Source organism: Nonomuraea sp. PA05, from assembly GCF_008086045.1.
Classification (GTDB): domain Bacteria; phylum Actinomycetota; class Actinomycetes; order Streptosporangiales; family Streptosporangiaceae; genus Nonomuraea; species Nonomuraea monospora.
Genome location: NZ_VSEY01000005.1, coordinates 244,787 through 271,286 on the forward strand (window position 1 = coordinate 244,787; position 26,500 = coordinate 271,286).

At 72.5% G+C, this 26,500-nt stretch carries 23 protein-coding genes; 10 read left to right on the plus strand and 13 right to left on the minus strand.

The window, feature by feature from the left end:
* The first annotated feature begins 71 nt into the window (after positions 1-71).
* Positions 72-1,565, plus strand: a complete 1,494-nt coding sequence (locus FXF51_RS10225) for an alpha/beta hydrolase family protein (protein WP_148434027.1) — start codon at positions 72-74, stop codon at positions 1,563-1,565.
* Here the strand turns inward: FXF51_RS10225 and FXF51_RS10230 are convergent.
* Both FXF51_RS10230 and FXF51_RS10235 read right to left on the minus strand, forming a co-directional pair.
* Positions 1,538-2,467: an alpha/beta hydrolase gene (locus FXF51_RS10230; protein WP_148434028.1), complete on the minus strand. Its 930-nt coding sequence runs from the start codon at positions 2,465-2,467 to the stop codon at positions 1,538-1,540. The two genes, FXF51_RS10225 and FXF51_RS10230, sit on opposite strands and share 28 nt — an antisense overlap.
* Before the next feature lies 1 nt (position 2,468).
* Positions 2,469-3,335 (minus strand): crotonase/enoyl-CoA hydratase family protein, encoded by an 867-nt coding sequence (locus FXF51_RS10235; RefSeq protein ID WP_148434029.1) that lies wholly within the window; start codon positions 3,333-3,335, stop codon positions 2,469-2,471.
* A gap of 170 nt (positions 3,336-3,505) precedes the next feature.
* Between FXF51_RS10235 and FXF51_RS10240 the strand changes: the two genes are divergently transcribed.
* The 3 genes from FXF51_RS10240 to FXF51_RS10250 all read left to right on the plus strand — a co-directional run bounded on the left by FXF51_RS10240 (position 3,506) and on the right by FXF51_RS10250 (position 6,297).
* The gene (locus FXF51_RS10240) at positions 3,506-4,984 is read left to right on the plus strand and encodes an LCP family protein (RefSeq protein WP_262379396.1); all 1,479 of its coding nucleotides are present in this window, start codon (positions 3,506-3,508) and stop codon (positions 4,982-4,984) included.
* A 249-nt stretch (positions 4,985-5,233) separates the two neighbouring features.
* A complete protein-coding gene (locus FXF51_RS10245; RefSeq protein WP_187414290.1) occupies positions 5,234-5,971 on the plus strand; it encodes an ankyrin repeat domain-containing protein in 738 nt (245 codons plus the stop codon).
* Between the two features lie 119 nt (positions 5,972-6,090).
* Positions 6,091-6,297 (plus strand): hypothetical protein, encoded by a 207-nt coding sequence (locus FXF51_RS10250; RefSeq protein ID WP_148434031.1) that lies wholly within the window; start codon positions 6,091-6,093, stop codon positions 6,295-6,297.
* Between the two features lie 2 nt (positions 6,298-6,299).
* Here the strand turns inward: FXF51_RS10250 and FXF51_RS10255 are convergent, their stop codons facing one another.
* The 3 genes from FXF51_RS10255 to FXF51_RS10265 all read right to left on the minus strand — a co-directional run bounded on the left by FXF51_RS10255 (position 6,300) and on the right by FXF51_RS10265 (position 9,507).
* Entirely contained in the window at positions 6,300-7,304 is a 1,005-nt protein-coding gene (locus FXF51_RS10255; protein WP_187414291.1) for an enolase C-terminal domain-like protein, read from the minus strand.
* Between the two features lie 10 nt (positions 7,305-7,314).
* Entirely contained in the window at positions 7,315-8,697 is a 1,383-nt protein-coding gene (locus FXF51_RS10260; RefSeq protein WP_262379397.1) for an MFS transporter, read from the minus strand.
* Between the two features lie 78 nt (positions 8,698-8,775).
* Positions 8,776-9,507, minus strand: coding sequence for a TetR/AcrR family transcriptional regulator (locus tag FXF51_RS10265; protein ID WP_148434032.1), 732 nt, complete (start codon positions 9,505-9,507; stop codon positions 8,776-8,778).
* On the opposite strand from FXF51_RS10265, the gene FXF51_RS10270 reads away from it, so the two are divergent.
* Entirely contained in the window at positions 9,398-11,041 is a 1,644-nt protein-coding gene (locus FXF51_RS10270; protein WP_262379399.1) for a DHA2 family efflux MFS transporter permease subunit, read from the plus strand. The two genes, FXF51_RS10265 and FXF51_RS10270, sit on opposite strands and share 110 nt — an antisense overlap.
* Before the next feature lie 9 nt (positions 11,042-11,050).
* Here FXF51_RS10270 and FXF51_RS10275 read toward each other — a convergent pair whose 3' ends face one another.
* From FXF51_RS10275 to FXF51_RS62490, 5 genes are all read right to left on the minus strand, one after another.
* On the minus strand, positions 11,051-12,244 hold the full coding sequence (locus FXF51_RS10275) for a VWA domain-containing protein (protein WP_262379400.1): 1,194 nt from the start codon (positions 12,242-12,244) through the stop codon (positions 11,051-11,053).
* Positions 12,241-14,448: a DUF5682 family protein gene (locus FXF51_RS10280; protein ID WP_148434034.1), complete on the minus strand. Its 2,208-nt coding sequence runs from the start codon at positions 14,446-14,448 to the stop codon at positions 12,241-12,243. Before FXF51_RS10280 ends, FXF51_RS10275 begins: the two co-directional genes overlap by 4 nt.
* Before the next feature lie 163 nt (positions 14,449-14,611).
* Positions 14,612-15,676 carry an ATP-binding protein gene (locus FXF51_RS10285; protein ID WP_148434035.1) on the minus strand — a complete coding sequence of 355 codons (1,065 nt, stop codon included), beginning with the start codon at positions 15,674-15,676 and terminating at the stop codon, positions 14,612-14,614.
* Entirely contained in the window at positions 15,673-17,013 is a 1,341-nt protein-coding gene (locus FXF51_RS10290) for a DUF5691 domain-containing protein (RefSeq protein ID WP_262379401.1), read from the minus strand. The genes FXF51_RS10285 and FXF51_RS10290 overlap by 4 nt, the downstream gene beginning before the upstream one ends.
* Before the next feature lie 40 nt (positions 17,014-17,053).
* Positions 17,054-18,787: an SWIM zinc finger domain-containing protein gene (locus tag FXF51_RS62490; protein ID WP_262379402.1), complete on the minus strand. Its 1,734-nt coding sequence runs from the start codon at positions 18,785-18,787 to the stop codon at positions 17,054-17,056.
* Between the two features lie 257 nt (positions 18,788-19,044).
* On the opposite strand from FXF51_RS62490, the gene FXF51_RS10310 reads away from it, so the two are divergent.
* Positions 19,045-19,590 (plus strand): cupin domain-containing protein, encoded by a 546-nt coding sequence (locus tag FXF51_RS10310; protein WP_222871224.1) that lies wholly within the window; start codon positions 19,045-19,047, stop codon positions 19,588-19,590.
* Positions 19,591-19,893: 303 nt separating this feature from the next.
* Here FXF51_RS10310 and FXF51_RS10315 read toward each other — a convergent pair whose 3' ends face one another.
* The gene (locus FXF51_RS10315) at positions 19,894-20,634 is read right to left on the minus strand and encodes an SDR family oxidoreductase (protein ID WP_148434036.1); all 741 of its coding nucleotides are present in this window, start codon (positions 20,632-20,634) and stop codon (positions 19,894-19,896) included.
* A 129-nt stretch (positions 20,635-20,763) separates the two neighbouring features.
* Here FXF51_RS10315 and FXF51_RS10320 point away from each other — a divergent pair, with 129 nt between their 5' ends.
* From FXF51_RS10320 to FXF51_RS10335, 4 genes are all read left to right on the plus strand, one after another.
* Positions 20,764-21,312, plus strand: a complete 549-nt coding sequence (locus tag FXF51_RS10320) for a TetR/AcrR family transcriptional regulator (protein WP_148434037.1) — start codon at positions 20,764-20,766, stop codon at positions 21,310-21,312.
* A 48-nt stretch (positions 21,313-21,360) separates the two neighbouring features.
* Positions 21,361-21,633: a DUF1876 domain-containing protein gene (locus FXF51_RS10325; RefSeq protein ID WP_148434038.1), complete on the plus strand. Its 273-nt coding sequence runs from the start codon at positions 21,361-21,363 to the stop codon at positions 21,631-21,633.
* A gap of 79 nt (positions 21,634-21,712) precedes the next feature.
* Positions 21,713-22,582, plus strand: coding sequence for a UTP--glucose-1-phosphate uridylyltransferase (locus tag FXF51_RS10330; RefSeq protein ID WP_148434039.1), 870 nt, complete (start codon positions 21,713-21,715; stop codon positions 22,580-22,582).
* A 32-nt stretch (positions 22,583-22,614) separates the two neighbouring features.
* Positions 22,615-24,153 (plus strand): aldehyde dehydrogenase family protein, encoded by a 1,539-nt coding sequence (locus tag FXF51_RS10335; RefSeq protein WP_148434040.1) that lies wholly within the window; start codon positions 22,615-22,617, stop codon positions 24,151-24,153.
* A 48-nt stretch (positions 24,154-24,201) separates the two neighbouring features.
* On the opposite strand, the gene glnII is transcribed toward FXF51_RS10335, so the two are convergent.
* Entirely contained in the window at positions 24,202-25,221 is a 1,020-nt protein-coding gene (gene glnII, locus FXF51_RS10340; protein ID WP_148434041.1) for a glutamine synthetase, read from the minus strand.
* A 147-nt stretch (positions 25,222-25,368) separates the two neighbouring features.
* Complete coding sequence (locus FXF51_RS10345; RefSeq protein WP_148434042.1) at positions 25,369-26,460, minus strand: NAD(P)/FAD-dependent oxidoreductase; 1,092 nt, start codon at positions 26,458-26,460, stop codon at positions 25,369-25,371.
* Positions 26,461-26,500 lie beyond the last annotated feature (40 nt).

Consider the following 26,500-nt stretch of genomic DNA (forward strand, 5'->3'; position numbering starts at 1 on the left):
GTACCTCCAGTCCCACACGCCGGGAGTAGGCTGGAAGATCAGCGGGCAAACCAACGCACATGGGGAGGCCAATGCGCACTGGCCGTGGCACCTTGAGCGTCGCCGCCGGTCTGGTGCTGGTGGCTCTCGCTTCGGTCGGATACGTACTGCCACCCGCGTTCGATCCACCGCCGCTCAAGGCCGATCCAGCCTTCCAGTCGATCCCGGCGCAGCCTGGCGGCGAGCTGAGGCCTGTGGTGGCGGCTGATCCCGTCCGGAGCGAGGAGATCTCGATCCCGGCGGAGGCGCAGCGGCTGGAGGGCACGCTCCGGCTGCCGGTCACCCCTGGTCGGCATCCGGCGATGGTGTTCGTGTCGGGCTCGGGCAACGGCTCGCGCACCGAGTTCACGCCGCAGGCGGAGTTCCTGGCGAAGGCGGGCGTGGCGACGATCGCGTTCGACAAGCGCACGGTCGGCTACAACTTCCGCGACCGCGACTTCGGGCTGCTCGCCGACGACGCGCTGCGCATGGTGGAGTACCTGCGCACGCGTCCGGAGGTGGACCCGGCGCGCGTCGGCATCTGGGCCGTCTCGGAGGGCGGCTGGGTGGCGCCGATCGCGGCGGCCAAGAGCTCGGCGGTCGGGTTCATGGTGCTGGTGTCCTCGCCGAACGTCTCCCCGCTGCGCCAGGTCGCCTGGGCGCTGAACGAGCAGCTCCTGCGGCTGCGCGCCCCCATCGGCGCCCGCGACCTGCTGACCAGGGCGATGGGCGGGGTCGGCTTCGACTTCCTGCGCTACGACGCGATGCCCGCGTTAAGCCAGGTCAAGCAGCCGGTTCTGGCGTTCTACGGCACCACGGACCCGTCGATCCCCTTCGTGGAGTCCACCAAGGCCCTCATTACCGCCATGCACAAGGCGGGCAACGACGACTACACGATCCGCTTCATGGGCAACGGCGACCACGCCATGCGTGTCAAGGGCGGCCCCTTCACCAAGGGATACCTGGAGACCCTCGCCAACTGGATCAAGGGCCTGCCCGGCACGGCCCGGCCCGCCGTGCACATGGCGGGCGCCACCCCCGTCCAGCGGTTCGAGGCCAGCGACGTGCCCGCCGCCCCCTGGTACGCGGGCGGCACGATGCTCGGCCTGACGATCTGCCTGGCCGCCGTCGGCTACGTGGCGGGCCCGGTCGCCGCCGTCCTGGTCCGCCTGCGTCACCGCAACCACACCCCCGCCGAGACGAACGCCAGGCTGTGGCCGCCGATCAGGCGCCGGCTGAGCCGGATGGCGTGGGCGGCGCTCGGCCTGCTCGTCTCGGTGGTGGCGTTCATCACGCTGCTGGTGATGTTCTCGGTCAACCAGGCAGGCGCCTGGCCCGCCGTGCTGGCGGGCTGGCTGGTGGTGCGGCTGCTGGCCGTGCTGATGCTGATCCAGGAGGTCACAGCGGTGGCGGCGTACGTGTCGGCGCTGCGCGAGGGCCTGCAGCCGAGCCGGTGGCAGCACGTGACGGTCGGCGGCGTCCTGGGCGGCACCGGCCTGCTGCTGGTGGCGGCGGCCTACTACGGCTTGTTCTCGTTCCCCTGGTAGACGAAGGCGTTCATCCAGCGGTCCAGCTCGGCGAAGACCTGCTTGCGCGCGGGCTCGGCCGACAGCACCAGGTCGTGCAGGCCGTCGGGGATCCGCACGCACGTCACGTGCGGCCCGAGCGAGGTGGACCAGCGGGCGATGTGCGCGGGGTCGAGCACGATGTCGGCCGAACGCGCCTCCGGCACGAAGTCGCGTACCCGCAGCCCGGTGGAGGAGGCCAGCACGAGCACCGGCACGTCCACCGCCAGGCCCTGGTGCAGCCGCCGCTGCGCCCGCCGGATCGCGGCGAGCCACATGGCGTGCACCGAGAAGCCGCCCAGCGGCTTGAGCTCCAGGTCGTAGTCCCACTCACCGCCCTCGCTGCGGTGCAGCGTCTGCCCGTAGACGGTGCTGGAGCCGAGCGGCAGCGCCCGCCGCGTGTACGACAGCGGCGTCCTCAGCAGATCGGCCGCCAGCCGCAGCGGGGCGGGCACGTTGAGGTCGAAGAACGGGCTGTTGAGCACGAGCCCCTGCACCAGGCCCCGGCCCCGGACCCGGTCGGCCCACAGCGGCGCGATGAGGCCGCCCGTGGAGTGGGCGTTGATCGTCACCTCGTCGTGGTCGCGGCGGATGAGCCGCACCGCCTCGTCGATCTCGGGAAAGTAGTCGGTGACGCTCCTGACCAGGCCCCTGGTCTGGTGCGGCAGCAGCGAGCGGCCGTACTTGCGCAGGTCGAGCGCGTAGAAGTCGATGCCGCGCTGCACGTAGTGGTCGGCCAGGTGGTCCTGGAAGAAGTAGTCGGTGAACCCGTGCAGGTAGAGCACGGCGCGGCGCGACCCGGCCTCGGCCCTCCTGCTCACCAGCGTCGCCACGACCTGGCCCTCGAAGTCGTCGGGCATGGGCAGCACGGTGATCTCGTACATGCTAGACACGATAGGGATCGTCGGGCCACGACGGCACACCGGGCGGCAGATCCTGGCTGACTTTCATCGGGAACCCGGCCTGCCGCTTCTCCAGGAACGCCGTCACGCCCTCCACCGAGTCGGCCGCGCCGCCCAGCTCGGCCATGAGCCGCGAGTCGGCCGCGTGCGCCTCCCAGGGCGAGGACGCCGACAGGCCCGACCACATCAGCCTGCGGATGGCGGCCACGGAGACGCCCGAGGTGTTGTCGGCGATCTCGCGGGCCAGCGCGTACGCCGCCGGCAGCAGCTCGTCCGGCGGGTGGACCCGCGAGACCAGCCGCCCTTCGAGCGCCTCGGAGGCGGGGAAGACCCGGCCGGTCGCCGCCCACTCCATGGCCTGGGCGATGCCCACGATCCTGGGCAGGAACCAGCTCGACGCCGCCTCGGTGACGATGCCCCGCCGGGCGAACACGAACCCGAAGCGAGCCGTCTCCGACGCCAGCCGCACGTCCATGGGCAGCGTCATGGTGACCCCGACGCCGACGGCCGGCCCGTTGATCGCGCCGATGACGGGCTTGAGCGATCGGGCGATGCGCAGCGCGACCGTGCCGCCGCCGTCGCGCGGCGCGCCGTCCACCGTCTCCCACTCGTCCCCGGCACGATGCCCGAACGTGCCGCCCCCACCACCGAGGTCGGCGCCGGCGCAGAACGCCCGGCCCGCCCCTGTGACGACCACCGCGCGCACCTCGTCGTCGGCGTCGGCGAGATCGAAAGCCTCGATCAACTCCCCGCGCATCGTAAAGGTGAACGCGTTGAGCCGCTCGGGACGCTTCAATGTGACGGTGGCGATGCGATCGATCACCCCGTACTCGATCTCCGTGAAGGCCATGCCCCGAATCTTATTCGGTTACTGATGTTCACCTAGCGATAAAGACATATTTCGTATCTGATGCATAGGCTGCCGCCTCTATGGAAGCCTGAGGCGACCGCACCCAGGCGGTTCACCGCAGGTTTCCGAGTTTGCGCCTATGGTGGAGTTCGCGGGGAAACGGGGAAGGCGTGCGGCAGGCTAAGGAACCACTGAGCGCCGGAGCGGTCCTCGGGTGGCTGGTGCTCGCGGCACTCGCACCCGGGGCCGCCCATCTGCGTGCCGGTTGGCGCAGGACCGGCCTCACCCTCATCTCCGTCTACGCCGCGCTCCTGCTGGCCGTGCTCGCGGTGGCCCTCACCAACGACATCGGCTCCCTGGCGGGCTCCGCCACCCAGAACTCCTCGCTCATCGCCATCATGGTCGGCGCGATCGTGCTCGGGCTGGCCTGGTTCGCCCTCATCGTGCACTCGTTCGTGGTGCTGCGGCCCGGCAGGCTCGCCCAGTCAGGGCAGATACTCACCGGCACCGTCGCCGGACTCCTCGCCGTCGTGGTGATCGTGCCGTTCGGCTACGCCGCCCAGTTCGCCAACACCTCGCGCGAAGCGCTCGGCGCCATCTTCCAGGCCCCCGAGAACGAAGGCGAGAGCCCCGCCCCCGACCCCAAGCCGGAAGACCCCTGGTCCGGCCGCGACCGCGTCAACATCCTGCTGCTCGGCGGCGACGCCGACGACAACCGCGTCGGCGTGCGCACCGACAGCATGAACCTGGCCAGCATCGACGTGAAGACCGGCAACACCGTCCTGTTCAGCCTCCCCCGCAACCTCGAGGACGTGCGCTTCCGCCCGGGCACCGCGATGGCCCGCCGCTTCCCCAACGGCTTCGACCTGCCCAAGGACGCCAACGGCGGCGCCAGCGACCTCCTCAACAGCGTCTGGGAGTACGCCGACGCCCACCCCGAGATCTTCGGCGGCAAGCAGCACCAGGGCCCCAAGGTCCTCATGGACACGATCGGCTACACCCTCGGCCTCGACGTCGACTGGTACGCCCTGGTCAACATGTGGGGCTTCGCCCGCCTCATCGACGCCATCGGCGGCGTCACCATCACCGTCGAGCAGGACGTCGTCTTCGGCAAGTACAACGAGGGCCTGGTCAAGGCCGGCACGCGCAAGCTCAAGGGCGCCGACGCCATGTGGTACGCCCGCTCGCGCACCTACAGCGACGACTACACCCGCATGCGCCGCCAGCGGTGCGTGCTCGGCGCCATCCTGAACCAGGCCGACCCGGCGACGGTGCTCACCAGGTTCAACCGGATCGCGCTGGCCACCAAGGAACTGATCAGGACCGACATCCCCCAGACGTGGCTGCAGCACCTGGTGCCGCTGGCGCTGAAGGTGAAGAACGCCGAGGTCACGAGCGTGCAGTTCGTGCCGCCGCTGATCAACACCGGCTACCCCGACTGGGAGAAGATCCGCGAGATCGCGGCCAAGGCCGTGCGCGACTCCTCCCGCACGGGCGCGGCCGTCGCCGCCTCCGCCTCCCCTTCCTCCATCCCGTCGTCCTCGCTCTCCCCTTCGCCGAAGAAGAGCAAGAAGCCCGCGAAGGAGACGGGCGACGACCCCACGAAGGGGCTCACCGAAGGGTGTGGCGGGTCCTCCGCCAAGGGCTGACCCCGTCCTTTACGTTGTAGATCACAACAGCGCCCCGGCGAGCCGCCGCCAGCGCGGCCGACCTCGTGCAGGTCGGCGATGCCGGTCTCCACCGGGAAGTGCGCCTCCGGATCGCGCAGCCACCGGAGGACCTGGAGTCGCACGGGGTTGCGCGGAAGTGTCGTCCTGAGCCATCGGCGCCGAGTAGAGCCCGACATTTCGTGGGACCTCGATATGAGCTGGGGCGGAGAGCCGGTGCAGACTGGGCGCATGAGTGATGACGACCTGGTGACGGCCGCGATGCTCGGCGAGAACGCGGAGGTCGCTCGGCTGCTGGCGTCCGGCGCTGCGGCGGGCTCGCCGCGAGCGCTCTACCAGGCCGCCGTGCAGGGGAACGCCGGCATCGTCCGGATGCTGCTGGCCGCCGGCGCCGACCCCTGCCTGGAGAGCGACGGCGACGACGAGGGGCTGCCGCTGTGCGCCGCCGCGTGCTGGGGGCACCTCGACGCCGTCAACGCGCTGCTCGACGCGGGCGCCGACCCCGACGCCCGGGAGGACGCCGGCCGGAGCGCCATGACGGCCTTGCACTGGGCGGCGGCGGGCGACCACCTGGCCGTCGCGCGCGCCCTGCTCGACAGGGGCGCCGGCCCCGATCTGAGCGACGGCGCCGGCAACACCGCGCTCTCCCGGGCCGCCGAGCGCGGCGCCGCGGCCATGGTCAGAGTGCTGCTCGACCACGGGGCCGTCCCGGACGCGCGGGCTCTCGACCACGCGCGGCGCCACGCCGGGCTCGACATCGAGGCCGAGGTGCGCGCGCGGGCCGGACGGCACGCGCCCCAGGACGCCCGGATCAGCGTGCGGAGGGAGGAGGCGGAGGGAGGCGGTGTGCGGGTCGTGGCCGAGGTGCGTGACGGCGCGGGACGGCCGCGCTCGGAGACCGCGCTGGGCACCGGCCACGCCGAGATCGTCCGCCTGCTGGAGGCGCGCCTGGACGTGGAGTCCCACTGAGCCCCGGCCCCCGGCCCACCGGAGCGTAAAGAACGCTCCTCGCCACTGTGGCGTACCCGGCGGGCCCCTGACGGCTCGTGGTCTCCTGGGCGGAGTCCCGTCACTCAGGAAGGTCCGACATGCGCCACCGCGCCCACCTACTGCTGGCCACCGCCGCCCTGGCCACCGCTCTCGCCCCGGTGATCGTCACCGAGCGCCCCACGCCTCCCGGGCTGATCCGGGGCACGCAGAGCGTCCGTCACGCGCTCATGGGGGCGGGCCAGCACTTCTACCGCCTGTCCGACATCCTCGGCGGCATCAACTGGCACCACCAGCTCACACTCTGACCTCAGACCCGGAACGACTCCTTGGACAGGCGCCGCACCCGCGTCTCGTCGATGTCGTGCCCGAGCCCCGACTGGGTCAGCGGAACGGCGATGACCCCGGCGTTCGCGTCCACGATCGGGGTGACGATCTGGTTCTGGCGGGGCGGCTGCGTGACGTCGCACGGCAGCGTGCAGCCCGGCAGGCTGGCCACCGCCACCGTGGCCGCCCTGGCCAGGCCCGCCCCCTGGCCGCCCGTGCACTGGATGTCCCAGCCCGCCGCGGCGGCCTTGTCGTGCGCGCGCCTGACCTCCGACAGCGACGGGAACGCGGCCGGCCGCAGCAGCAGCACCCGCGCCGCCCGTACCGTCAGGTAGTCGTCGAGCTCGGCGGACGAGCCGGCCTCGACCGCGACCGAGGCGGTCACCTGGTCCTGGAGCGAGGCGTGGGCGTAGACGTCGGAGGTGGCGAAGGGCCGCTCGATGACCTCCAGGCCGTAGGAGTCGAGGGCGACGAGCTGGCCGAGGTCGGTGTAGGCGTTGCCGCAGTCGACGGCCAGGGTCAGCGCGGGGTACGCCTGGCGCACCGCGCGCACGGGCTCGACGTCCCAGCCGGGCCGCACGTCCAGCGTGACGTGCCCGTACCCGGCGCAGACCTGCTGGTTGACCCGGGCCACGAGGCTCTCCACGGACGGGTCGGGCGCCAGCCGCACGGTGGCCATGAGCGAGGTGCGGGTGCCGCCGATCGCCTCGGCGAGCGGCACCCCGCGCATCCTGGTCCACAGGTCCCAGCAGGCCATGTCCACCGCGGAGTCGCCGCGGGCCACCGTGTCGGGGTGCTCCCAGTCGACGCCGACGAGCTGCGCCGCCAGCGACTCCTCCAGCCTCGACCAGGTCTTGGCCTCCGGAGCGGTCGCCTCGCCCCACCCGGTCATGCCCCCGTGATCGGTGAGCTTCACGAGCAGGGTCTCCGACCTCCTGCCGTACGGCAGGACCAGCCGGAAGACCTCGAGCTCCCGCACTCGCGGCATGTACCCCCCTTTAGGACGCGGTCCCTTCCATAGTGCCCGCTGCCCGGGAGTGCACGAAACGCGGGGCCAGCACGGCGCCCAGAATCGCCAGCGCGACGGTGAAGGCCAGACCGACCGCGTAGTTCTGCGCGGCGGCGGTGAACAGGGCGCCGCTGACCGCGACGGCCACCACGGTGAACACCGACTCGCCCACGCCCACGGCCGCGGTGTTGTTGCCCTCCTCGCCCTCCTTCGACATCTCCAGCACCAGCACCGACACGGTGGGGTGCAGGACGCCGATGCCGAGCCCCACGGCCGCCATGCCGAGGTGCGCGAGCACGAGCGGCACCGGGTCGATCAGGACGAGCGTCACCAGCGAGATGCCGGCCGCGATCAGCACCGCGCCGCCGCGCAGGGCCGCCATGTTGCCGATCATGCCGCGGCCCTTGATCCAGGAGCCGGTGGACCAGCCGAGGGCGCCGACGGTGAGGACGATGCCGGCGGCGGTGACGCTCAAGCCGAGCTCGTACTTGAGCATGAGCGGGATGAGCACCTCGGCCGCCGTGTACGAGCCGAAGGCCAGGCCGCGCAGCAGCGGACCGGTCGGCAGGCCGCGGGCGGCCCTCATGGAGCCGGGCAGCAGCAGCTTGGGCAGCGACACGGCCAGCAGGACGATGCCGGCGGCGAGCAGGGGCAGTCCGGCCAGCTTCAGCGCGCTGCCGTACTGGATGAGGGCGGCGGCGACGGCGGTCAGCGTGGCGTAGAGGAGCTTGCGGCCGAGGCCGGGGGCGGGCTCGGCGGCGCCCTCGTGGACGGACCTGCCGACGGTTCCGCGCCAGAGCAGCAGCGCCGACGGGATGACGATCACCGTGACGCCCAGGAAGATCCATCGCCAGTCGGAGTTCTCCGCGATGAAGCCGGCGATGGCCGGGCCGATCATCGACGGCACCACCCAGGCGGCCGAGAAGGCGGCGAACACGCGCGGATGCATCGCCGGTGGGTACGCCCTGGCGACCAGCACGTACAACGCCACCTGGGTGGCCCCGGTGCCCAGCCCCTGCACGAACCGGCCCGCCACGAACACCTCCATGGTCGGCGCCAGCCCGGCCAGCAGCAGCCCCGCCAGGAACGTCACCACACCGGCCATGATCGGCTGGAGCGGCCCCCGCACGTCGCTCCACCTGCCGCCCAGCACCGTCGCGATCACGCTGGCCGCCAGGGTGGCGCTGAAGGCCAGGTTGTACAGGTGCATGCCGTCGAGCTCGCGGGCCACCACGGGCATCGCGGTGGCCACCGCCATCGCCTCGAACGCCTGCAACGTCACCAGCGCGATCAAGCCGACGCTGAGCGCGCGGTACTGCGGCGAGACCACGCTCGCCGGGGTCTGCACAGGTCCTTCAAGAGTCGTTGTCATACCGGCAAACTATGGCGAAGACCCTGGTCACCACATCGGGCGGCGGTCCTAGGCAATTCGGCCTAAGGCGCGTACGTGCTAGGTCTTGGGCATGCGCGCCTCGATGCCGTCGAGCAGCAGCTCCAGCCCGTAGTGGAAGCGGTCCTCGCCGTCGCCGGCGGTCAGCTCGTTCACGTGGTCGTGCAGATGCGGGAAGCGCTGCCTCGGCAGCGCCCGGTAGTAGCCGATGATCTGCCCGACGAACGCCTCGAAGTACTCCTGCGGGCTGCGCATCCCGGACGCCCGCATCCGCGCCCAGTGCAGCGAGCCCTCGTAGGCGTCGCCCACCAGGTAGAGCGTGAGCCGGTCCATCGCCAGGGACGCCTCGCCCGGCGGCATGCCCGCCTCGATCAGCAGCCCGTACGTGAACTCGCCCATGCGCAGCGAGTTCTCGCCCGTCGGGATGTTGGCCAGCGCCGCCCTGGCCACGTCGGCGTGGTCGCGGAAGACGCGGTGCAGCTCCTGGGCGTAGTCGCGCAGCTGCTCCTTCCAGCGGGACGGGTCGGGCTCCGGCAGCCGGACCTCGCTGAGCACCCGGTCGTAGATCAGTTCGAGCAGCTCCTCCTTGCCGGAGACGTGCGCGTACAGGGAGGCGGGGCCGGTGTCGAGCTCCTGGGCCACCCGTCTCATGCTCAGCGCGTCGAACCCCTCGGCGTCGAGGATGCGCAGCCCCGTCTCCACGATCAGCTCCTGGCTGAGCACCCGCTTCGCCTGCGCGGGGCGGCGCGGCTTGCGCCACGGGGGCGCCGGCACGTCCTTGCGTTCGACCATACGAACACTGTACTTGACACGAACGCTGTTCGTAACTAAAACGGTGTTCGTCGCTTGGAACACCGTTTACTCAGGAGTTGTCATGACAGTTACCGCTTCATCGGCGGCGACCGGCACAGCGCCCTACCGCTGGCGCTGGGTCGCCTTGTTCGTGATCCTGGCCGCCGAGGTGATGGACCTGCTCGACGCGCTCGTCACCGCCATCGCCGCCCCCACCATCCAGCAGGAGCTGGGCGGCTCGGAAAGCCTCGTGCAGTGGCTCGGCGCGAGCTACACCCTGGCCATGGCCGTCGGCCTGATCACCGGCGGGCGGCTCGGCGACCTGTTCGGCAAGAAGCGCATGTTCGTGATCGGCGCCGCCGGCTTCACCGTCGCCTCACTGCTGTGCGGCATCGCCACCGGCCCGGAGATGCTGGTCGCCGCCCGGGCCGTACAGGGCCTGTTCGGAGCCGTGATGCTGCCGCAGGGGCTGGGGCTGATCAGGGAGATGTTCCCGCCGCGCGAGATGGGCAAGGCGTTCGGCATGTTCGGGCCGGTCATGACCATCTCCTCCGTCGGCGGGCCCGTCCTGGCCGGCTGGCTGGTGGACGCCGACTTCTTCGGCACCGGCTGGCGCATGATCTTCCTCATCAACCTGCCGATCGGGCTGGCCGCCGTCCTGGCCGCGCTGCGCTTCCTGCCCGAGTACCGCCTGTCCAACGCCACCCGCCTCGACCTGCCCGGCGTCGCGCTCGTCTCGGTCGCCGCGTTCCTGCTGATCTTCCCGCTCATCCAGGGCCGCGAGCAGGGCTGGCCCGCCTGGACGTTCGTCTCGATGGCCGCCTCCGCCGTGGCGTTCGCCCTCTTCGGCCGGTACGAGTCGCGCCGCGCCAGGTCCGGCCGTGACCCCCTGGTCACCCCCAGCCTGTTCCGCAAGCGGGCCTTCGTCGGCGGCCTCGTCGCCGGCCTCGCCTTCTTCTCCGGGCTGACCGGCTTCGGCGTCGTCTTCAGCTTCTACACGCAGGCCGGGCTCGGCTTCACCCCGCTCCAGGCCGGCCTGACCGCCCTGCCGCAGGCCCTCGGCGGCGTCGCCGGCTTCGGCCTGGCCATGGCCGGGCTCCAGGAGAGGCTCGGGCGCGGCCTCATGCAGATCGGCGCCCTCGTGATGGCGGCGGGCGCCGCCGTGCTCGCCCTCACCATCCACGTGTCGGGGGTGGACGTCAGCGCCTGGCAGCTCTCCCCCGGCCTGGCCCTCGTGGGCGTCGGGATGGGGCTCACCATGGCGCCGTTCTTCGACATCGTGCTGGCCGGGGTCGAGCCGCACGAGACCGGCTCGGCGTCCGGCACGCTGACCGGGGTGCAGCAGCTCGGCGGCGCCTTCGGGACGGCCGTGCTCGGCACGCTCTTCTTCGACCTGCTCGCCGGCGGGTGGGAGTTCGGGGCCTCCATGGAGGTGACGGTCTGGGTGGAGGTCGGGCTGCTGGTGCTGACGTTCGCGCTGTCGTACCTGCTGCCGCGCCGCGCCCGCCCGGAACAGCAGCCGCACGGCGCGTGAGCGCCCCCCTCAGCCCGGGAGGTGGCGTTCGGCCCACTGGGCGATGTCGCGGCGTTCGATCGCGGCCGCCATCAGGTCGGGGAAGGCGTCGGGCGTGCACGCGAACGCGGGCACGCCCATCGCGGCGAGCGCGGCGGCGTTCTCGTGGTCGTAGAACGGCGCCCCCTCGTCGGACAGCGCGAGCAGCACGATCACCTGCACCCCGGCCTGCGTCATCGCCGCCACCCTGCGCAGCATCTCCTGCCTGACCCCGCCCTCGTACAGGTCACTGATCAGGATGAAGATCGAATCGGTGGGCCGGGTGACGAGCCCCTGGCAGTAGGCGATCGCCCGGTTGATGTCCGTGCCGCCGCCGAGCTGCGTCCCGAACAGCACCTCCACCGGATCGTGCAGCTGCTCGGTGAGATCCACCACCGCCGTGTCGAACACCACGAGCGACGTCCTGAGCGACCGCATCGACGCCAGCACCGCCCCGAACACGCTCGAATACACCACGGACGCCGCCATCGACCCGCTCTGGTCGATGCACAGCACCACCTCCCGCTGCACCGACCGCTGCCGCCGCGCGTAGCCGATCAGGCGGGACGGGACCACCGTGTTCCTGTCGGGCAGGTAGTTCTTCAGGTTCGCCCTGATCGTGCGGTCCCAGTCGATGTCGGCCACCCGCTTGGGCCGGTGCGTCCTGGCCGAGCGGTCCAGCGCCCCTGACACGGCCGCCCTGGTCTTCTGCGCCAGCCTGCGCTCCAGCTCCTCCACCACCCGCCGCACCAGCGCCCTGGCCGACTCGCGGGCCTGGTCGGGCATCACCTTGTTGAGCGCGAGCAGGGTGCCGACCAGGTGCACGTCCGGCTCCACCGCCTCGAGCATCTCGGGCTCCAGGAGGAGCCTGGTCAGGTTCAGCTTCTCGATCGCGTCCCGCTGCATGACCTGGACGACCGTGGAAGGGAAGTACGTGCGGATGTCGCCCAGCCATCTGGCCACCCGCGGCGCCGACGCGCCCAGGCCGCCCTGCCTGCGGTCCCGGTCCGCGTCGTCGCCGCCGCCCTGGTCGTAGACGGCGGCCAGGGCGGCGTCCATCCGGGCGTCCATGCCGTCGAGGCCGCACCCGGTGCCGTCGGCGGGCCCGCCACCGAGCACCAGCCGCCACCGCCGCAACCTCTCATCCGGCACACCGGCCGTCTGGCCCTCCAGCTCAGCGCTCACCCGTCGCCCCTCCCGATGATCGTCAGCACGGTCGCGACCGCCGCCGCGGCCCGGCGTTCGTCCACGTCCTGCTCCCCCGCCCCCTCCTCACGCCCGGACGACCGGAGCCGCTCCCCGATGGCCCTGCGCTCCGGCGCCGCGAACCCGCCGAACGTGCGGCGCAGCAACGGCAGGACGTCCGTGAACTGCTCCCCGGACAGCCCGCTCAGCCACCCGTCCACCAGCCCCAGCAGGCGCGGATCATGCACCAGCAGCAGCCCGCCCCCCGCCAGGAACCCCTCCACCCAGGCCGCCGCCCGCGCCGGAGCCTGCCCCCGGGACATGGCCCTGGACATCCGGTCACCGGCGTCGTCCAGCTCACCGGAGTCCAGCAGGATCCGGGTCAGCCGCCCCTCGATGAGACCGTGCAGATCCTGCCGGTCGCTGATGCTCCGCAACGTGCCCAGCCACCGCTCCCTCGGCCCCGCCCCGTCGCCCGCCGCGCCCTCATCGGACAGCAGGGCGACGGCCGAGTGAACCGCGTCCACGTGCTTGAGCAGGTCGGCCGCCGCGTCGTCGTCCAGGCCCGTCACCGCCACCGGCAGCCCGGCGCGGATCCGCTCCAGCATCGAGCGCACGATCACCGCCAGCCCCTCCGCCGAGGTGCCGCGCACGTCGCCGTACCGGTGGGCGCGCACCATCGCGGGCAGCGCCGCCATGAGGCTGGTGACGTCCGTGTCGAGGGCCGCCTTGGCCGACAGCACCGCGAGCACGTCGGGCAGCGCCTGCGGCAGGTCCGCCAGCAGGCACCGCTCCACCAGCGACGTCAGGTCGGCCAGCGCCGCCGACGACTCCCCCGCCAGGTCCCTGGCCCGCTGCGCCGCCGCCGCGGCCACGGTGGTGCCGAGGGCGGCGTGCTCGATGAGCGCCAGGTCGTGCTCGGGCCGCCACCGCAGCGTCCAGGTCTCCCTGAACGTGCCCTTGCCGCGCGCCTGCCCCGGCGTGCCCCACTCCACCCCGAGCAGCCCCAGCCGGTGCAGCAGGTGGCTGCGGTCCAGGTCGAGGGGTTTGCGCAGGTCGAGGTCGATCTCCCGGTCGAGCGCCTCCGGCTTGAGCTTGAGCCGCCGCTGCTGCTCGCGCAGGTCCCGCTGCAACGGCACCATCGGGGTGCCGTCGCTGACGTGGCCGAGCCGGTCGCCGACGACCATGCGCCGCTGGATCAGCTCCACGGCCAGGTCGTCGCCCTCGCACAGCACCGCCCTGGCCGCCTCGGTGACCTCGCCCAGCCCGGCCAGCGGCCTGCCGCGCAGGGTGGCCAGGCCGTGCGCGAGACGTACGGACTCGATGACGTGCGCCGACGAGACCGCCAGCCCCTCCTCGCGCAGCACCCCCGCCGCCCGCGCCAGCCACCGCTCCACGGGCTGGTCGGGCGCTTCGAACAGGTGGTGGTACCAGCCCGGCGAGGTGATGCCCGCGCCGTAGCCGCTCCACGACGCCAGCCGCCCGTACGTCCACGGCACCCACGTCAGCTCCGCCTTCACCTTCGGCAGGCCGCGCAGGAGCGCGTTGTCCGCCGCGGCGGGCGGCAGGGGGGCGGTCAGCGCGGGCACGTGCCAGGCGCCGCAGATCACCGCGATCCGGCCGTAGCCTTGCTTGATGGCCGCGCGGAGGGTTTTGCGCATGTACGCCTCGCGCCTGGCCTCCCGTTCGTCCGGCTGGTGGCCTTCGCGGACGGCGGCCATGGCTTCGGCGATCACCTCGAACGGGGTGTCGCCCGACCGGTGTTCGACCACGTCCTCCCACCAGCGTTCCGGGTCGTCGTAACCGGCCGCGGCGGCCAGCGCGCCGATGGGGTCGGTGAGGACCCCCGGCTCATCGGGAGGGTCGTCGGGCGGGTCGTCGGGCGGGTCGTCGGCGAGGGAGTGGGCGGCGGGCAGGTCGCAGAAGCGCACCGGGATGCCCGCCGCCGTGCCGTACAGGATCGCCTGCCACTCCGGCGAGAACACCGCGAACGGCCAGAACGCGGCACGCGCGGGCGCGCCCGGCACGTGGGCGAGCAGCGCCACCGGCGGCTCCATGCCGGGCGCGAGCGTCACCAGCGCGTCCGCCTCGGGCGGACCCTCGATGAGGATCGCGTCGGGGCGCAGCCGTTCGAGCTCCCGCCGCACGGCCCGCGCCGAACCAGGACCGTGGTGCCGCACCCCCAGCACCGACACCCCGCTCATCGCACCTCCACCCGGGTCGCGACGCCACTCGCACGACCACCGCACGTCCTCACGACCGGGCTCACACGACCGCCCCATGACGTCACAACCCGGCTCGCACGACCACCATGAGCCGTCGGAACGCTGCTCACACGGCCGTCACCAGCCGCCGTCAGGACGCCGCTCATGAAACCTCGCGGCAGGCACGGTAGAAGTCGCGCCACTCCGACCGCTCCCGAACCACGGTCTCCAGGTACTCCCGCCACACCACCCGATCCGAAACCGGCTCCTGCACCACCGCCCCCACGATCCCGGCGGCCACGTCGGACGGCCGCAGCACCCCGTCGCCGAAGTGCGCCGCCAGGGCGATCCCGCTGGTCAGGACGGAGATGGCCTCGGCCGTGGACAGGGTGCCGCTGGGCGACTTGACCTTGGTGCGGCCGTCCTCGGTGACACCGGTGCGCAGCTCCCTGAACACCGTCACCACCCGCCGGATCTCCGCCAGCCCCGTCGTCGTCTCCGGCAGCTCCAGGCTGCGGCCGAGCTGGGCGACGCGGCGCGCGACGATGTCCACCTCCTCCTCGGCGGTGGCGGGGACGGGCAGCACGACGGTGTTGAAGCGGCGGCGCAGCGCGCTGGACAGCTCGTTGACGCCCCGGTCGCGGTCGTTGGCCGTGGCGATCACGTTGAAGCCGCGCTGCGCCTGCACCTCGCGGTTCAGCTCGGGGATCGGCAGTGTCTTCTCCGACAGGACGGTGATCAGGGCGTCCTGCACGTCGGACGGCATGCGGGTCAGCTCCTCGACCCTGGCCACCCGTCCCTCGGCCATGGCGCGCATGACGGGCGACGGGGTCAGCGCCTCGAACGAGGGGCCCTCGGCGAGGAGCCTGGCGTAGTTCCAGCCGTACCGGATGGCCTCTTCGGCGGTGCCGGCGGTGCCCTGCACGAGCAGCGTCGAGTCGCCGCTGATGGCGGCGGCCAGGTGCTCCGACAGCCACGTCTTGGCGGTGCCCGGCACGCCGAGCAGCAGCAGCGCGCGGTCGGTGGCGAGCGTCGCCACGGCCACCTCGACGATGCGGCGCGCGCCGACGTACTTGGGGGTGATGCGTTCGCCGTCGCCCAGGATGTACGTGGTCACGGCCCACGGCGACAGCTTCCAGCCCGGCGGCCTGCGCCGGTCGTCGTCCTTGGCGAGGACGGCCAGCTCGTCGGCGTACTGGTCTTCCGCGTGCGGGCGCAGAACGGTCATCGGGAAAGCTCCTTGTACATGTCAGCGCGGAAACGCAGCAGGGCGGCGACCTGCTGGACGGGTTCGGCGGGCGAGTGGTCCTCGGCCAGCTCGAACAGGGCCGGGTCGATGTGCTCGCCCGCCAGCTTGACCAGCTCGCCGAGGTTCCACGGCTGCGTGGTGTTCACCTTCACGATCTTGTTGAGGACGGCCGTGGCCAGGCCCTCGCGCCAGTGGGACGACACGCCGCCCAGCACCATGATCAACTGGCTGTCCAGGTCGTGGGCGCGCACGAACCTGGCGGCAAGCTCCTGCTGCTCCTCCGGCGGCAGGGATTCGAGCAGGTCGGCGATCGGGTCCCAGGCGAACATCGCCCGCGCCCACTCGGGGTCGCGCTGCAGCACCGCCGCGCGTACCCAGGCCGCCTTGACCTCGGCGTCCCAGTCGGGGATGCGCATGGCCAGCAGCTCGTTCGGCCTGCCCCAGCAGGACAGGGGTGCGCGCGCGATGATCTGCTGCAGCCACCAGGCGCGCTCGCCGATGCCGCGCGGCGGCTTCGGCCGCACGCCGTCGCGTTCCATCGCCCTGTCACAGGCCGCGGGCGCCTCGACGGCGATCACGTCACCGGTGATCGTCACGCAGGCGCGCACCCGCTCGGCCATCCGCCGCGCCATCCGCGAGCCGGGCAGGCGGGTCAGCAGGTTCGCGGCGGCCTGGCGCACCTCCCTGCGGCGGTCGTCCAGCGCCTGCTCCAGGAACGGCTCGTCGGCCATGCTCAGCCCCTCGGCCAGCACCTCCACGAACCCGGTCCGGTCGTCCGGCGTCTCCCGCTCCCACGTGCTCTCCAGCAGCCGCCTGGCCTGCGCGGGGTCGGCCGCCCTGAGCGCGCACAGGTGGGCGCGCCGGTCGGCGGCGCCGCCCAGCTCCCACGTCTCGCCCGTGGGCTCCTCCAGCAGGTACGCCCAGGCGGGGTTGAGCCCGGCCAGCCAGCGTCCGCGCTGCCCGGCCAGCACACCCAGATGCACTCTGATCGAACGGTCGCGCCTGCCCCGTTCCAGCAGCTCCGGCAGCACGTACGCGGGCACCCTGCGGCCGGTCGCCGCGGCGGCGGCCAGCCATTCGGGGATCAGGCGCTCGTTCTCACCGCCGAGCAGCCTGCCCAGCCGCTCGGCCGCCCTCCTGCCTACCGCCTCCCGCTCCTCCGTCGGCGCCGGCTCCCGCGTGGCCGCCCCCGCCACGCTTCTCCCCGCACGCCGGCGCGCCACCTCGATGGCCGCCGCCTCCAGGAGGTCGCCGGGGTACGGCCTGCGGTCGGTGCCCACCAGCGCCGTCGAGGCCAGGTCGTCCCAGCCGGTCATCGGATCGCCGCCGTTCTGTCCGTGTCGTTGTGCCGGCCGCTCACAGGATCACCGCCGTTCCGTCGTCGTCCCAGGCCGTCAGGGGGCGCAGACCCTGCGGGGTCCACTCGGCCGCCACCGTCAGTGGGTGACCGCCTGAGACGGCGATCAGGCGCCAGGGGTCGTGGGCGCGGAAGTGGAGGGGGAGGCCGGAGATGGTGGTGCGGTCGGGGGTCACGCCGGCGAGGATCAGGGGCCAGGATTCGGTCCACGGGTCCTCGGCCAAGGCGCGGGCCACCTCGTCCAGCGCCTCGTCGGGCGACATTCCGGGCGGAACCCTTTCCGCCCGCGCGGTGGCGGCCGGGGGTGTGGCGTGCGGCGGCGCGTCGTGCGGTGCCTGCGGCTGCGCGCCGGTTCGTTCGGCGATGGGCGGCGGCGGTGCGACGGGAACGGCCTCCGGCAGCGCGCCCGCGGACAGCGGTGGAGCGGCCGTTGTCGGCGAGCCTGGTGGCGGGTCAGGCGAGTTCGGTGGCGTTGTCGGCGAACCCGGTCGCGCGGCCGGCGAGACGGTGCCGTAGCGGGTGGCTACGAGGGCACGGAGGGGGGCGGCACCCGGGTAGTACGTGAGGTCGGCGTCGATGGTCGTGCCCGTGACCAGGGAGGCGTCCAAGGGCTGGCCCTGCGGGGCGAACGACAGGATGAGGGCGGGCCGGCCGGTGTGGCGGCCCCGCAGCCAGACGCGGCGGGCGGTCAACCGGTCCTGGACCTCGTCACGCCGCCCCAGCACGTCCCAGTGATCGCGCACCGGCGGCCCCGCCAGAACCTCTTCCCTCGTGACGGGAAAGCCGGTGCGGATCAGGACGGTCTGCGCCAAGGGCTCCGGCAGGTCGGCGCGGCGGCGGTAGGCGATGGCGAGCAGGTTGATGAGGGCGTACTCCTCCAGGAGCCGCCCCGGCCAGCCCTCCTCGGCGCGAACCCGGGCCAAGCGGGACACTACGCCTGCCACGCCGGGCGCCTGGGCGTCTATGAGGCGTTTGGCCAGGCCGTCCCAGTCGTGTTCCTGGGCTCCGGCGAGACCCTGCCGCACCTGGTCGGCCAGCCACCGCTCCAGCTCGGCCAGCCCGGCGGCGACCCGCTGATGACGTACGGACTCGGCCCGGCCCGGCCCGCCACCAGCGGCAACCGGTTGAACGGCCCCCGGGGGAACGCCGCCGGGCGACACCTGCGCTTCGGCCCCGCCACCGCCCGCGAGCGTGGCAGCCTCAGGGCCGCGCTGCGGGTCGTCCGTGCCCGCTGCGGCAACGTCCGTCCCCGCACCGCCGCCGACGCCCGCTTCCGTGCCGACGCCCGCGCCACCGACCGCCTCACTGCCACCGGCCTCGGTCCCCGGCTCCGGGCGCGAACCGCCTCCGGCGGCCTTGGCGCGGGCGGCCTCCAGGCGGGCTGCCGACTTGGCGGCGCGTTCGGCGCGGCCGTCCAGCCACTCCGCGACCCACTGCGGCAAGACGTCCCCCGCTACCGGGACCCCGTCGGCGGACCACAGGAGCAGCAGCCCGAGGGCGTGCTTGCACGGGAACTTCCTGCTCGGGCAACTGCACCGATAAGCAGGCTCGCTCAGGTCGACGGCGGCAAGGTACGGCTTGGCGCCGCTGCCCTTGCACTCGCCGTACAGCACGGTGCCCGTCGTGCCGCGCAGCGACCACTTGCCGGCCGCCGCGACCCCCTGCGCCGCCTTCTGGGACGACGTGTCGGGGGCGAGGGCGAGCACCTGATCGCGGCTCCACCGTTCAGTCACCTGCCGCAGATTACTCAGGAGGACCGACATTCCGCGCGGGGTCCGGACGATCCCGGACAGTCGCGGAGAACGTGGCTGCCTGCCTCCGGGCGAGCAGCGCGGAGGTGGGGGTCGGTCGCAGGCGGCGCGGGTGGGGGGGTGGTCGCGGATCGCGCGGAGGTGGGGCCGGTCGCGGACGGTGGTGCCTGGTGCAATGTGACGGCAGTGAGCGGGGGCGGGGGCGGGGGTTGTCTGGAATGTCGTCATAAAATCGGCATGTGGAGTTGCGGATCTACCCCGACGGCCCGTCCATCGAGGTGCCCGACGAGGAGGAGGCGCTGAAGAGCGCCCTCGACGGGCAGCTCGTCCTCGACGGCCACCGTTTCCTGCGCAGGGACGTCACCGGCGCCCCCGTCGCCTTCGTCGAACGCCCGCCCATCGCCGAGGCCCTGGACCTGCTCCCCCACCCCGAGGGCGGCTGGTTCAAGGAGACCTACCGCTCGCCCGTCACCTTCGAGCCGGACGGCTACCCGGGCCCCCGGGCCAGCGTGACCGCCATCTACTTCCTGCTGCGTCCGGGTGAGGAGTCCGTGCCGCACGTGGTCAGGTCCGCGGAGATCTGGCTGTGGCATCGGGGCGGGCCGCTCGACCTGACGATCGGGGACGAGACGGTCGTCCTCGGTCCGGACGTCGAGCGCGGCCAGGTGCCGCAGGCGGTCGTGCCGGGTGGGGTGTGGCAATCGGCGCGTCCGGCGGGGGACGCGGAGGTGCTGGTGAGCTGCCTGGTCTCGCCGGGCTTCGACTTCGCCGACTTCAGCGCCTAGACCCCGTTGCCACGACGCGGCCGGCGCTGTTCGACCTCGACCGCACCCTGCTCGACCTGGACACGGCGTTCGCGCAGTGGGCGGCCGGGTTCTGCGACCGGCATCCAGCGATGCGCTGGACCGGCTGGTGGACGGTTACGCGATCTCGGGGGCCGAGAACGTACGCAAACCCGCCATCGCGGCCCGCAGGTGCGGTGCAGACCTCGGGGCGGGCGGCTGGATGGTGGCCGACAACCCGCTCACCGGCATCGCGGGCGCGCACGGGGCCGGACAGACGCGGCGCTTCGCGCCTTCACGGCAGGGTCAGTTCTGGACGCTCGGGCGGATGACGATCTCGCCGATCTCCACGTCCTCCGGCTGCTCGACGGCGAACGCGATGGCCCGCGCGACCGCCTCCGGCGCGATCGCCATCCGCTCCATGTTCCGCTGAACCTGCTCGCGGACCTCGGGGTTCTCGATCCAGTCCGCGAGCTCCGTACGCACGACGCCGGGCGACACGGCCGTGGTCCGGAGCACGCCGTCGGTCGACTCCTGCCGCAGCCCTTCCAGCAGCGTGCGCACGGCGTTCTTGGTGGCCGCGTAGACCGCCTGGGTGGGCACGATCTTCAGCCCGGACGTCGACACCGTCGTCACGAGATGGCCGCGCCCCTGGCGGCGGAAGACCGGCAGCGCGGCGGCGATGCCGTTCAGCACGCCGACGAGGTTGACGTTGATCATCGCCGACCAGCCGGCCACGTCGAGGTCGGCCACGGGGCCGGTCCTGGCGATGCCGGCGTTGCCCACCAGCACGTCGAGCCGCCCGAACTCTGACACGGCCAGGCCGACGAGCCGTTCGAGATCCTCCCGCCGGGTGACGTCGGTGGCGCACGTGACGGCGCGCCCGCCGGACGCGCGGATGTCGGCGGCGACCTCGTCGAGGCGGTCGACGCGGCGTGCGCCGAGGACGACGGCGGCACCCCGCTCGGCGAGCAGACGCGCGGTGGCCTCGCCGATCCCGCTGCTCGCGCCGGTGATCGCGACGATCTGGTCACTGATGACAGGCATGTTCATGGCTCCCCACTAGAGTGGACACATGTCCGCTTGAGTACCTCCACCAAAGCGGACACATGTCCGCTTAAGTGCTCACCACCGTAGCGGACACGTGTCCGGATAGCCAGCCCGTCGTGAGGACCGATGAACCGACCCCGCCGCGCCGACGCCGCCGACAACCGCGAGCGCATCCTCGACGCCGCCCGCGCGGTCGTGGCGACCGCGAGCGAGTTGCGCCTGAATGAGATCGCCAAGCGGGCGGGCGTCGGCCAGGGCACGCTCTACCGCCACTTCCCGACCAGGGAGCACCTGCTCGCCGAGGTCTACCGGCAGGACGTGGACGAGCTCGTGGCCGCTGCGCCGAAGCTGCTCGCCGAGCACGACCCGCTCACCGCCTTGACCCGCTGGCTCGACAGGGTGGCCGACTACGCGCAGGTCAAGCGGGGTGTGCTGGCGGCCGTGGAGGCGGGCGTCTGGCGGGATCTGTCCGCCCACAGCCAGGGGCCCATCGGCGACGCGCTGGCGGCGCTCCTCGACGCGGGCAAGGCCGACGGGACGGTCCGTCCTGACGTGGACGCCCGCGACGTCATCCTCCTGCTCGGCTACCTGACCCGCCTGGAGGACGGCGAGTGGGACGGCCGCGCCCGGCGCCTGCTGACGCTCATCCTGGAAGGCGTGCACAGCCGGAGCTGACCCGGCGAAGGGTGGTTTACGGGCAGCCGGGCGGTGAAGGGGCGGGGCATGGAGACCAAGGAATGGACCGTGCGCATCTCACTCGCCGAGGACGGCGACGACACCTCGGCGCAGGCGACGCTGACCACGGGGGACGGCGAGAGCGTCACCGGCACCGGCCGGGCCCGGCGCAACCCTGCCGACCCGTCGCAGCCGCGGATCGGGGACGAGCTGGCCGCCTCCCGGGCGCTGGCGGATCTGGCGCAGCGCCTGGCGGTCATTACGAATCACGATATTTCGGAGTCTGACGCGGAATCGCCTGCACCGACGCGCTCCTGGTGAGCACACCCTCGGCAGGAGAAAAGATCAATCCCTGGGGTAGCGTCCTGTCCGTCGCGCCATCCCCACGAGGAGAGACCCCATGATCCGCAAGGCCGTGATCCCGGTGGCCGGGCTGGGCACCCGGCTGCTGCCCCTGACGAAGGCGCTGCCGAAGGAGATGCTGCCGATCGGCGACAAGCCGGTCATCGAGCACACCATCCGCGAGCTGGTCGAGTCCGGCATCGACGACATCACCATCGTCACCTCGGCCCGCAAGGACCTCGTCCAGCGGCACTTCGCCCCTGACGCGGACCTGGAGCGCGAGCTGCGCGTGGCCGGCAAGGACGACCTCGCCGACGCGGTGGCCGAGCTGTCGTCGCTGGCCCACATCACCTACCTCTACCAGCGCGGCCCGTACGGCAACGGCACGCCGGTGCTGAACGCCGCGCGGGTCATCGGCGACGAGCCGTTCATGGTGCTGTGGGCCGACGACGTGTTCGTGGCCGAGGTGCCGCGCGCCAGGCAGCTCAAGTCGGCGTACGAGGCGACGGGCGCCCCGGTGCTGGCCCTCATGCCGATGGCGGTCGAGGACGCCTCCCGCTACGGCGTGCCGATCGTCGAGGAGGACCTCGGCGGCGGCCGGCTGCGGATCTCGGGCCTGGTGGAGAAGCCACGCCCGGAGGAGGCGCCCTCCCAGTACGCAGCGATCGGCGGTTACGTCGTCACCCCCGGCGTGGTCACCGAGCTGGAGGCCGCCACGCGCCGCTGGCAGGAGAACCCCGAGGGCGAGATCTACCTCACCGACGCCCTGCACCGCCACGCCACGGCCAACCCGGTGTTCGGCCAGGTCATCGACGGCACCTGGTACGACACCGGCTCGCCGCTCAACTACCTGCGGGCGCAGTTCGCCGCCGCGCTGGCCGATCCGGTGCACGGCCCGGAGCTGCGCAAACTGGCCCGGGAGAGCTAGCGTCTACGCAAGAACTTACGAGGAGGGCACCGGTGAGCCGACAAATCGTTTCCATCGTGGGCGGCAAGGACGGGGAGGCGGCGAGCACGTACGAGTCGATCAATCCCGCCCGCACGGGCGAGGTGGTCGCGCGGGTCGGCCTGGCCGGCGCGGAGGCGTTCGCGGCGGCCTGCCGCACGGCCAAGGAGGCGCAGCGCGAGTGGGCGAAGGTGCCCGCGCCGGTGCGCGGCCGGGTGATCGCCTCGATCGGGCGGCTGGTGGAGGCCAACACCGAGCGGCTGGCCGCGCTGGTGACGGAGGAGATCGGCAAGCCGTACGGCGAGGCGCTGGGCGAGGTCAGGGAGATCGTGGACACCTGCGACTTCTTCCTGGGCGAGGGCCGCAGGCTGTACGGGCAGACGGTCCCGTCGGAGATGCCGGACAAGAACCTGTTCACCTTCCGCAACCCGGTCGGCGTGGCGGCGGTCGTGACGGCGGGCAACTTCCCGGTGGCGGTCCCGTCGTGGTACCTGGTGCCGGCCCTGCTGTGCGGCAACGCCGTGGTGTGGAAGCCCGCCGAGTACGCCGCCGCCTCCGCGCACGCCCTGTTCCAGCTGTTCGCGGCGGCGGGCCTGCCCGACGGCGTGCTGAACATCGTCTTCGCCGGCGGCGCCGACACCTTCGCGGGCCTGGAGCTGGCTCTCGGCGAGGGCACCGTGCAGAAGGTGGGCTTCACCGGCTCCAGCGAGGTCGGCAGCAAGATCGGTGAGCTGACCGGCCGCCACCTGCAGTCGGCCTGCCTGGAGCTGGGCGGCAAGAACCCGATGGTGATCATGCCGGACGCGGACCTCGACCTCGCCGTCGAGGGCGCGCTGTTCTCCGGCTTCGGCACCGCCGGGCAGCGCTGCACCAGCCTGGGCACGGTGATCGTGCACGAGAGCGTGCACGACGCGTTCGTGGAGCGGTTCGCGCGGGCGGTCGGCGCGGCCTCCATCGGCGACCCGGCGGGCGACGTGCTGGCGGGCCCGCTGCTGGACACGAAGTTCGCCGACCGGTACGAGGAGTACCTGACCTGGATCGAGCCGCACCACCAGGTGGTCACCGGCGCGACCGGCCGGATCACCGCGGACAACCCGCGCGGCGGCTTCGACGGCGGCGACGGCCTCTACTACCACCCGGTCGTGGTGGACGGCGTGCGGCCGGGCGACCGGCTGTTCATGGAGGAGACGTTCGGCCCGATCGTGGGCGTGACGTCGTTCGCCACCATGCAGGAGGCGCTCGACCTGGCCAACCTGCCCGGTTACGGCCTGTCGAGCTCCATCTACACCACCGACCCGCAGCACGCCTTCCGCTTCCGGGAGGGCGTCTCGGCCGGCATGGTCAGCGTCAACAACTCCACCTCGGGCGCGGAGGCGCACCTGCCGTTCGGCGGCAACGGCAAGTCGGGCAACGGCAGCCGCCAGTCCGGCATGTGGGTGCTCGACCAGTTCACCCGCTGGCAGGCGATGAACTGGGACCACTCGGGCCGCCTGCAGAAGGCGCAGATGGACGTCGCGGAAATCGTCCCCGACCTGGACTTCCGCCTGGCATGACAAGAGCGGGGCCCCTTCGCGTGAAGGGGCCCCGCTCTCTCAGGAAGATCAGACCTGGCCGGCCTTCTCCAGGGCCGAGCAGCAGGTGTTCACCAGCAGGCGGGCGACCACGTACGGGTCGACGTTGGCGTTCGGGCGACGGTCCTCGATGTAGCCCTTCTTGTCCACCTCGACCTGCCACGGGATGCGCACGGACGCGCCGCGGTCGGACACGCCGTAGCTGTACTTGTTCCACGGGGCGGTCTCGTGGGCGCCGGTCAGGCGGCTCTCGATGTCGGCGCCGTACTGGGAGACGTGCTCCATCGGCTTGTCGCCCTCACCGAGCGCCTCGCAGGCGGTGATGATGGCCTCGTAGCCCTCGCGCATGGCCTTGGTGGAGAAGTTGGTGTGCGCGCCGGCGCCGTTCCAGTCGCCGCGGGCGGGCTTGGCGTCGAGGGTGGCCTCCACGCCGTACTCCTCGGCGGTCCGGTAGAGCAGGTAGCGAGCGACCCACAGGTGGTCGGCGACCTCAAGGGGACCCGCCGGGCCGACCTGGAACTCCCACTGGCCGGGCATGACCTCGGCGTTGATGCCGGAGATCGCCAGACCGGCGGCGAGGCAGCGGTCGAGGTGCAGCTCGACGATCTCGCGGCCGAACACGGCCTCGGCGCCGACACCGCAGTAGTAGTGGCCCTGCGGAGCGGGGAAACCACCCTCGGGGAAGCCGAGCGGGCGGCTGCCCTTGAAGAAGGTGTACTCCTGCTCGATGCCGAACCAGGACTCCTGCGCGGCGTACTGCTCGGCGATCGGGCGGAGCAGCGCGCGGGTGTTGCTGACGTGCGCGTCGCCGTTGATCTCCTCGACCTCGCACAGGACGAGCTTGTTGTCGCCGCCGCGGATCGGGTCGGGGCAGACGAACACGGGGCGGAGCACGCGGTCCGACGAGTGACCCTCGGCCTGGTTGGTGCTGGAACCGTCGAAGCCCCAGACCGGAGGCTCGGCTCCGTCGGCAAGGATCTTCGTCTTCGAGCGCAGCAGAGCCGTGGGCTCGGTGCCGTCGATCCAGATGTACTCAGCCTTGTAGCTCACGGCGGTCCTTTCGGGGTTTCTCTCAGCCACGCCGAGTCTTACGGACGGCCGTTTCCCGGTTTTTGCCCGAATGTGAACGCCGTGTTAATCGGGAGGCTTTACTTCCCTCTCAACACACTCCCGGAACGCCGCGTGCCCGGCTCAGGCTCACGGTGCGAACGGGGCCAGCTCCGGCACCGTCGCCCCGCCCAGGATCGAGCGGGCCAGCGCGTCACCCGTGAACGGCGCCATCGTCAGCCCCGCCGCGCCGAACCCCGTCACCACGTGCAGCCCGTCCTCACCAGGCAGCGGCCCGGCGATCGGCACCTGATCGGACGGCAGCGGCCGCAGCCCGACCCGCGTCTCGATGAGCGTCGCGCCGGCCAGCCCGGGGGCGATGCGCAGCGCGTCCGACAGCACCTGCCACTGCCCGCGCGCCGTCACCCGCGCGTCGAACCCGCTGCCCGTCTCCCTGGTCGCCCCCACCACCACCCGCGAGTCGTCGAAGGCCACCAGGTAGTGGTGCGACAGCGGGTACACCGCCGGCCAGCGGCTGGTGTCCACCCCGTCGAGGCGCAGGTGGGAGATCTGGCCGCGCTGCGGCTCGACCGCCAGCCGCAGGCCGCGCGGCTCCAGCAGCTCGTTGGCCCACGCTCCGGAGGCCACCAGCACGGCGTCGCCCTCCAGCAGCTCGGAGCCCACCTCGACGCGGGGCGGGCCCTGCGGGCGCAGCCTGGCCCGGCCGTGCACCTGCCGGGCGCCGTGGTGGGTGGCGCCCTGGAGCAGCGCGTCGCGCATGGTGCGCCCGTCCACCCGGCCGCCACCGGAGACGAACACGCCCTCCAGGGTCTCCGACAGCACCGGGAACAGGGCGCGTACCTCGTCGTTGCCGATGCGCCGCACCTCGCCGACGACCGCGCCCGCGTCGCGGGCGCGCGCCTCGACGCGGGCCTGCGCCTCCGCCAGCCGCGCCGGGTCCTCGTGCACGAGCAGCTCGCCGTTGCGGCGATAGTCGGTACGCTCCACGCCCGCCTCGGCCAGCAGCCCGATGACCTCGGGGTAGTAGGCGGCGCCGGCCGCGTACAGGTCGTAGAAGGGGCCCTCCACGGCGGAGGCCCACGGCGCGATGATGCCCGCGCTGGCCGCCGTGGCCTGCCCCGCCTCCCCGGAGTCCACGACGGTGACGCGCGCGCCCCTGCGGGCCAGCGCGAACGCGGCGCTCGCGCCGGCGATCCCGCCGCCGATGACGATCACATGCATGATCCCCTTCCTACCGTACGGGCTTGGGCTCGCGCCTACC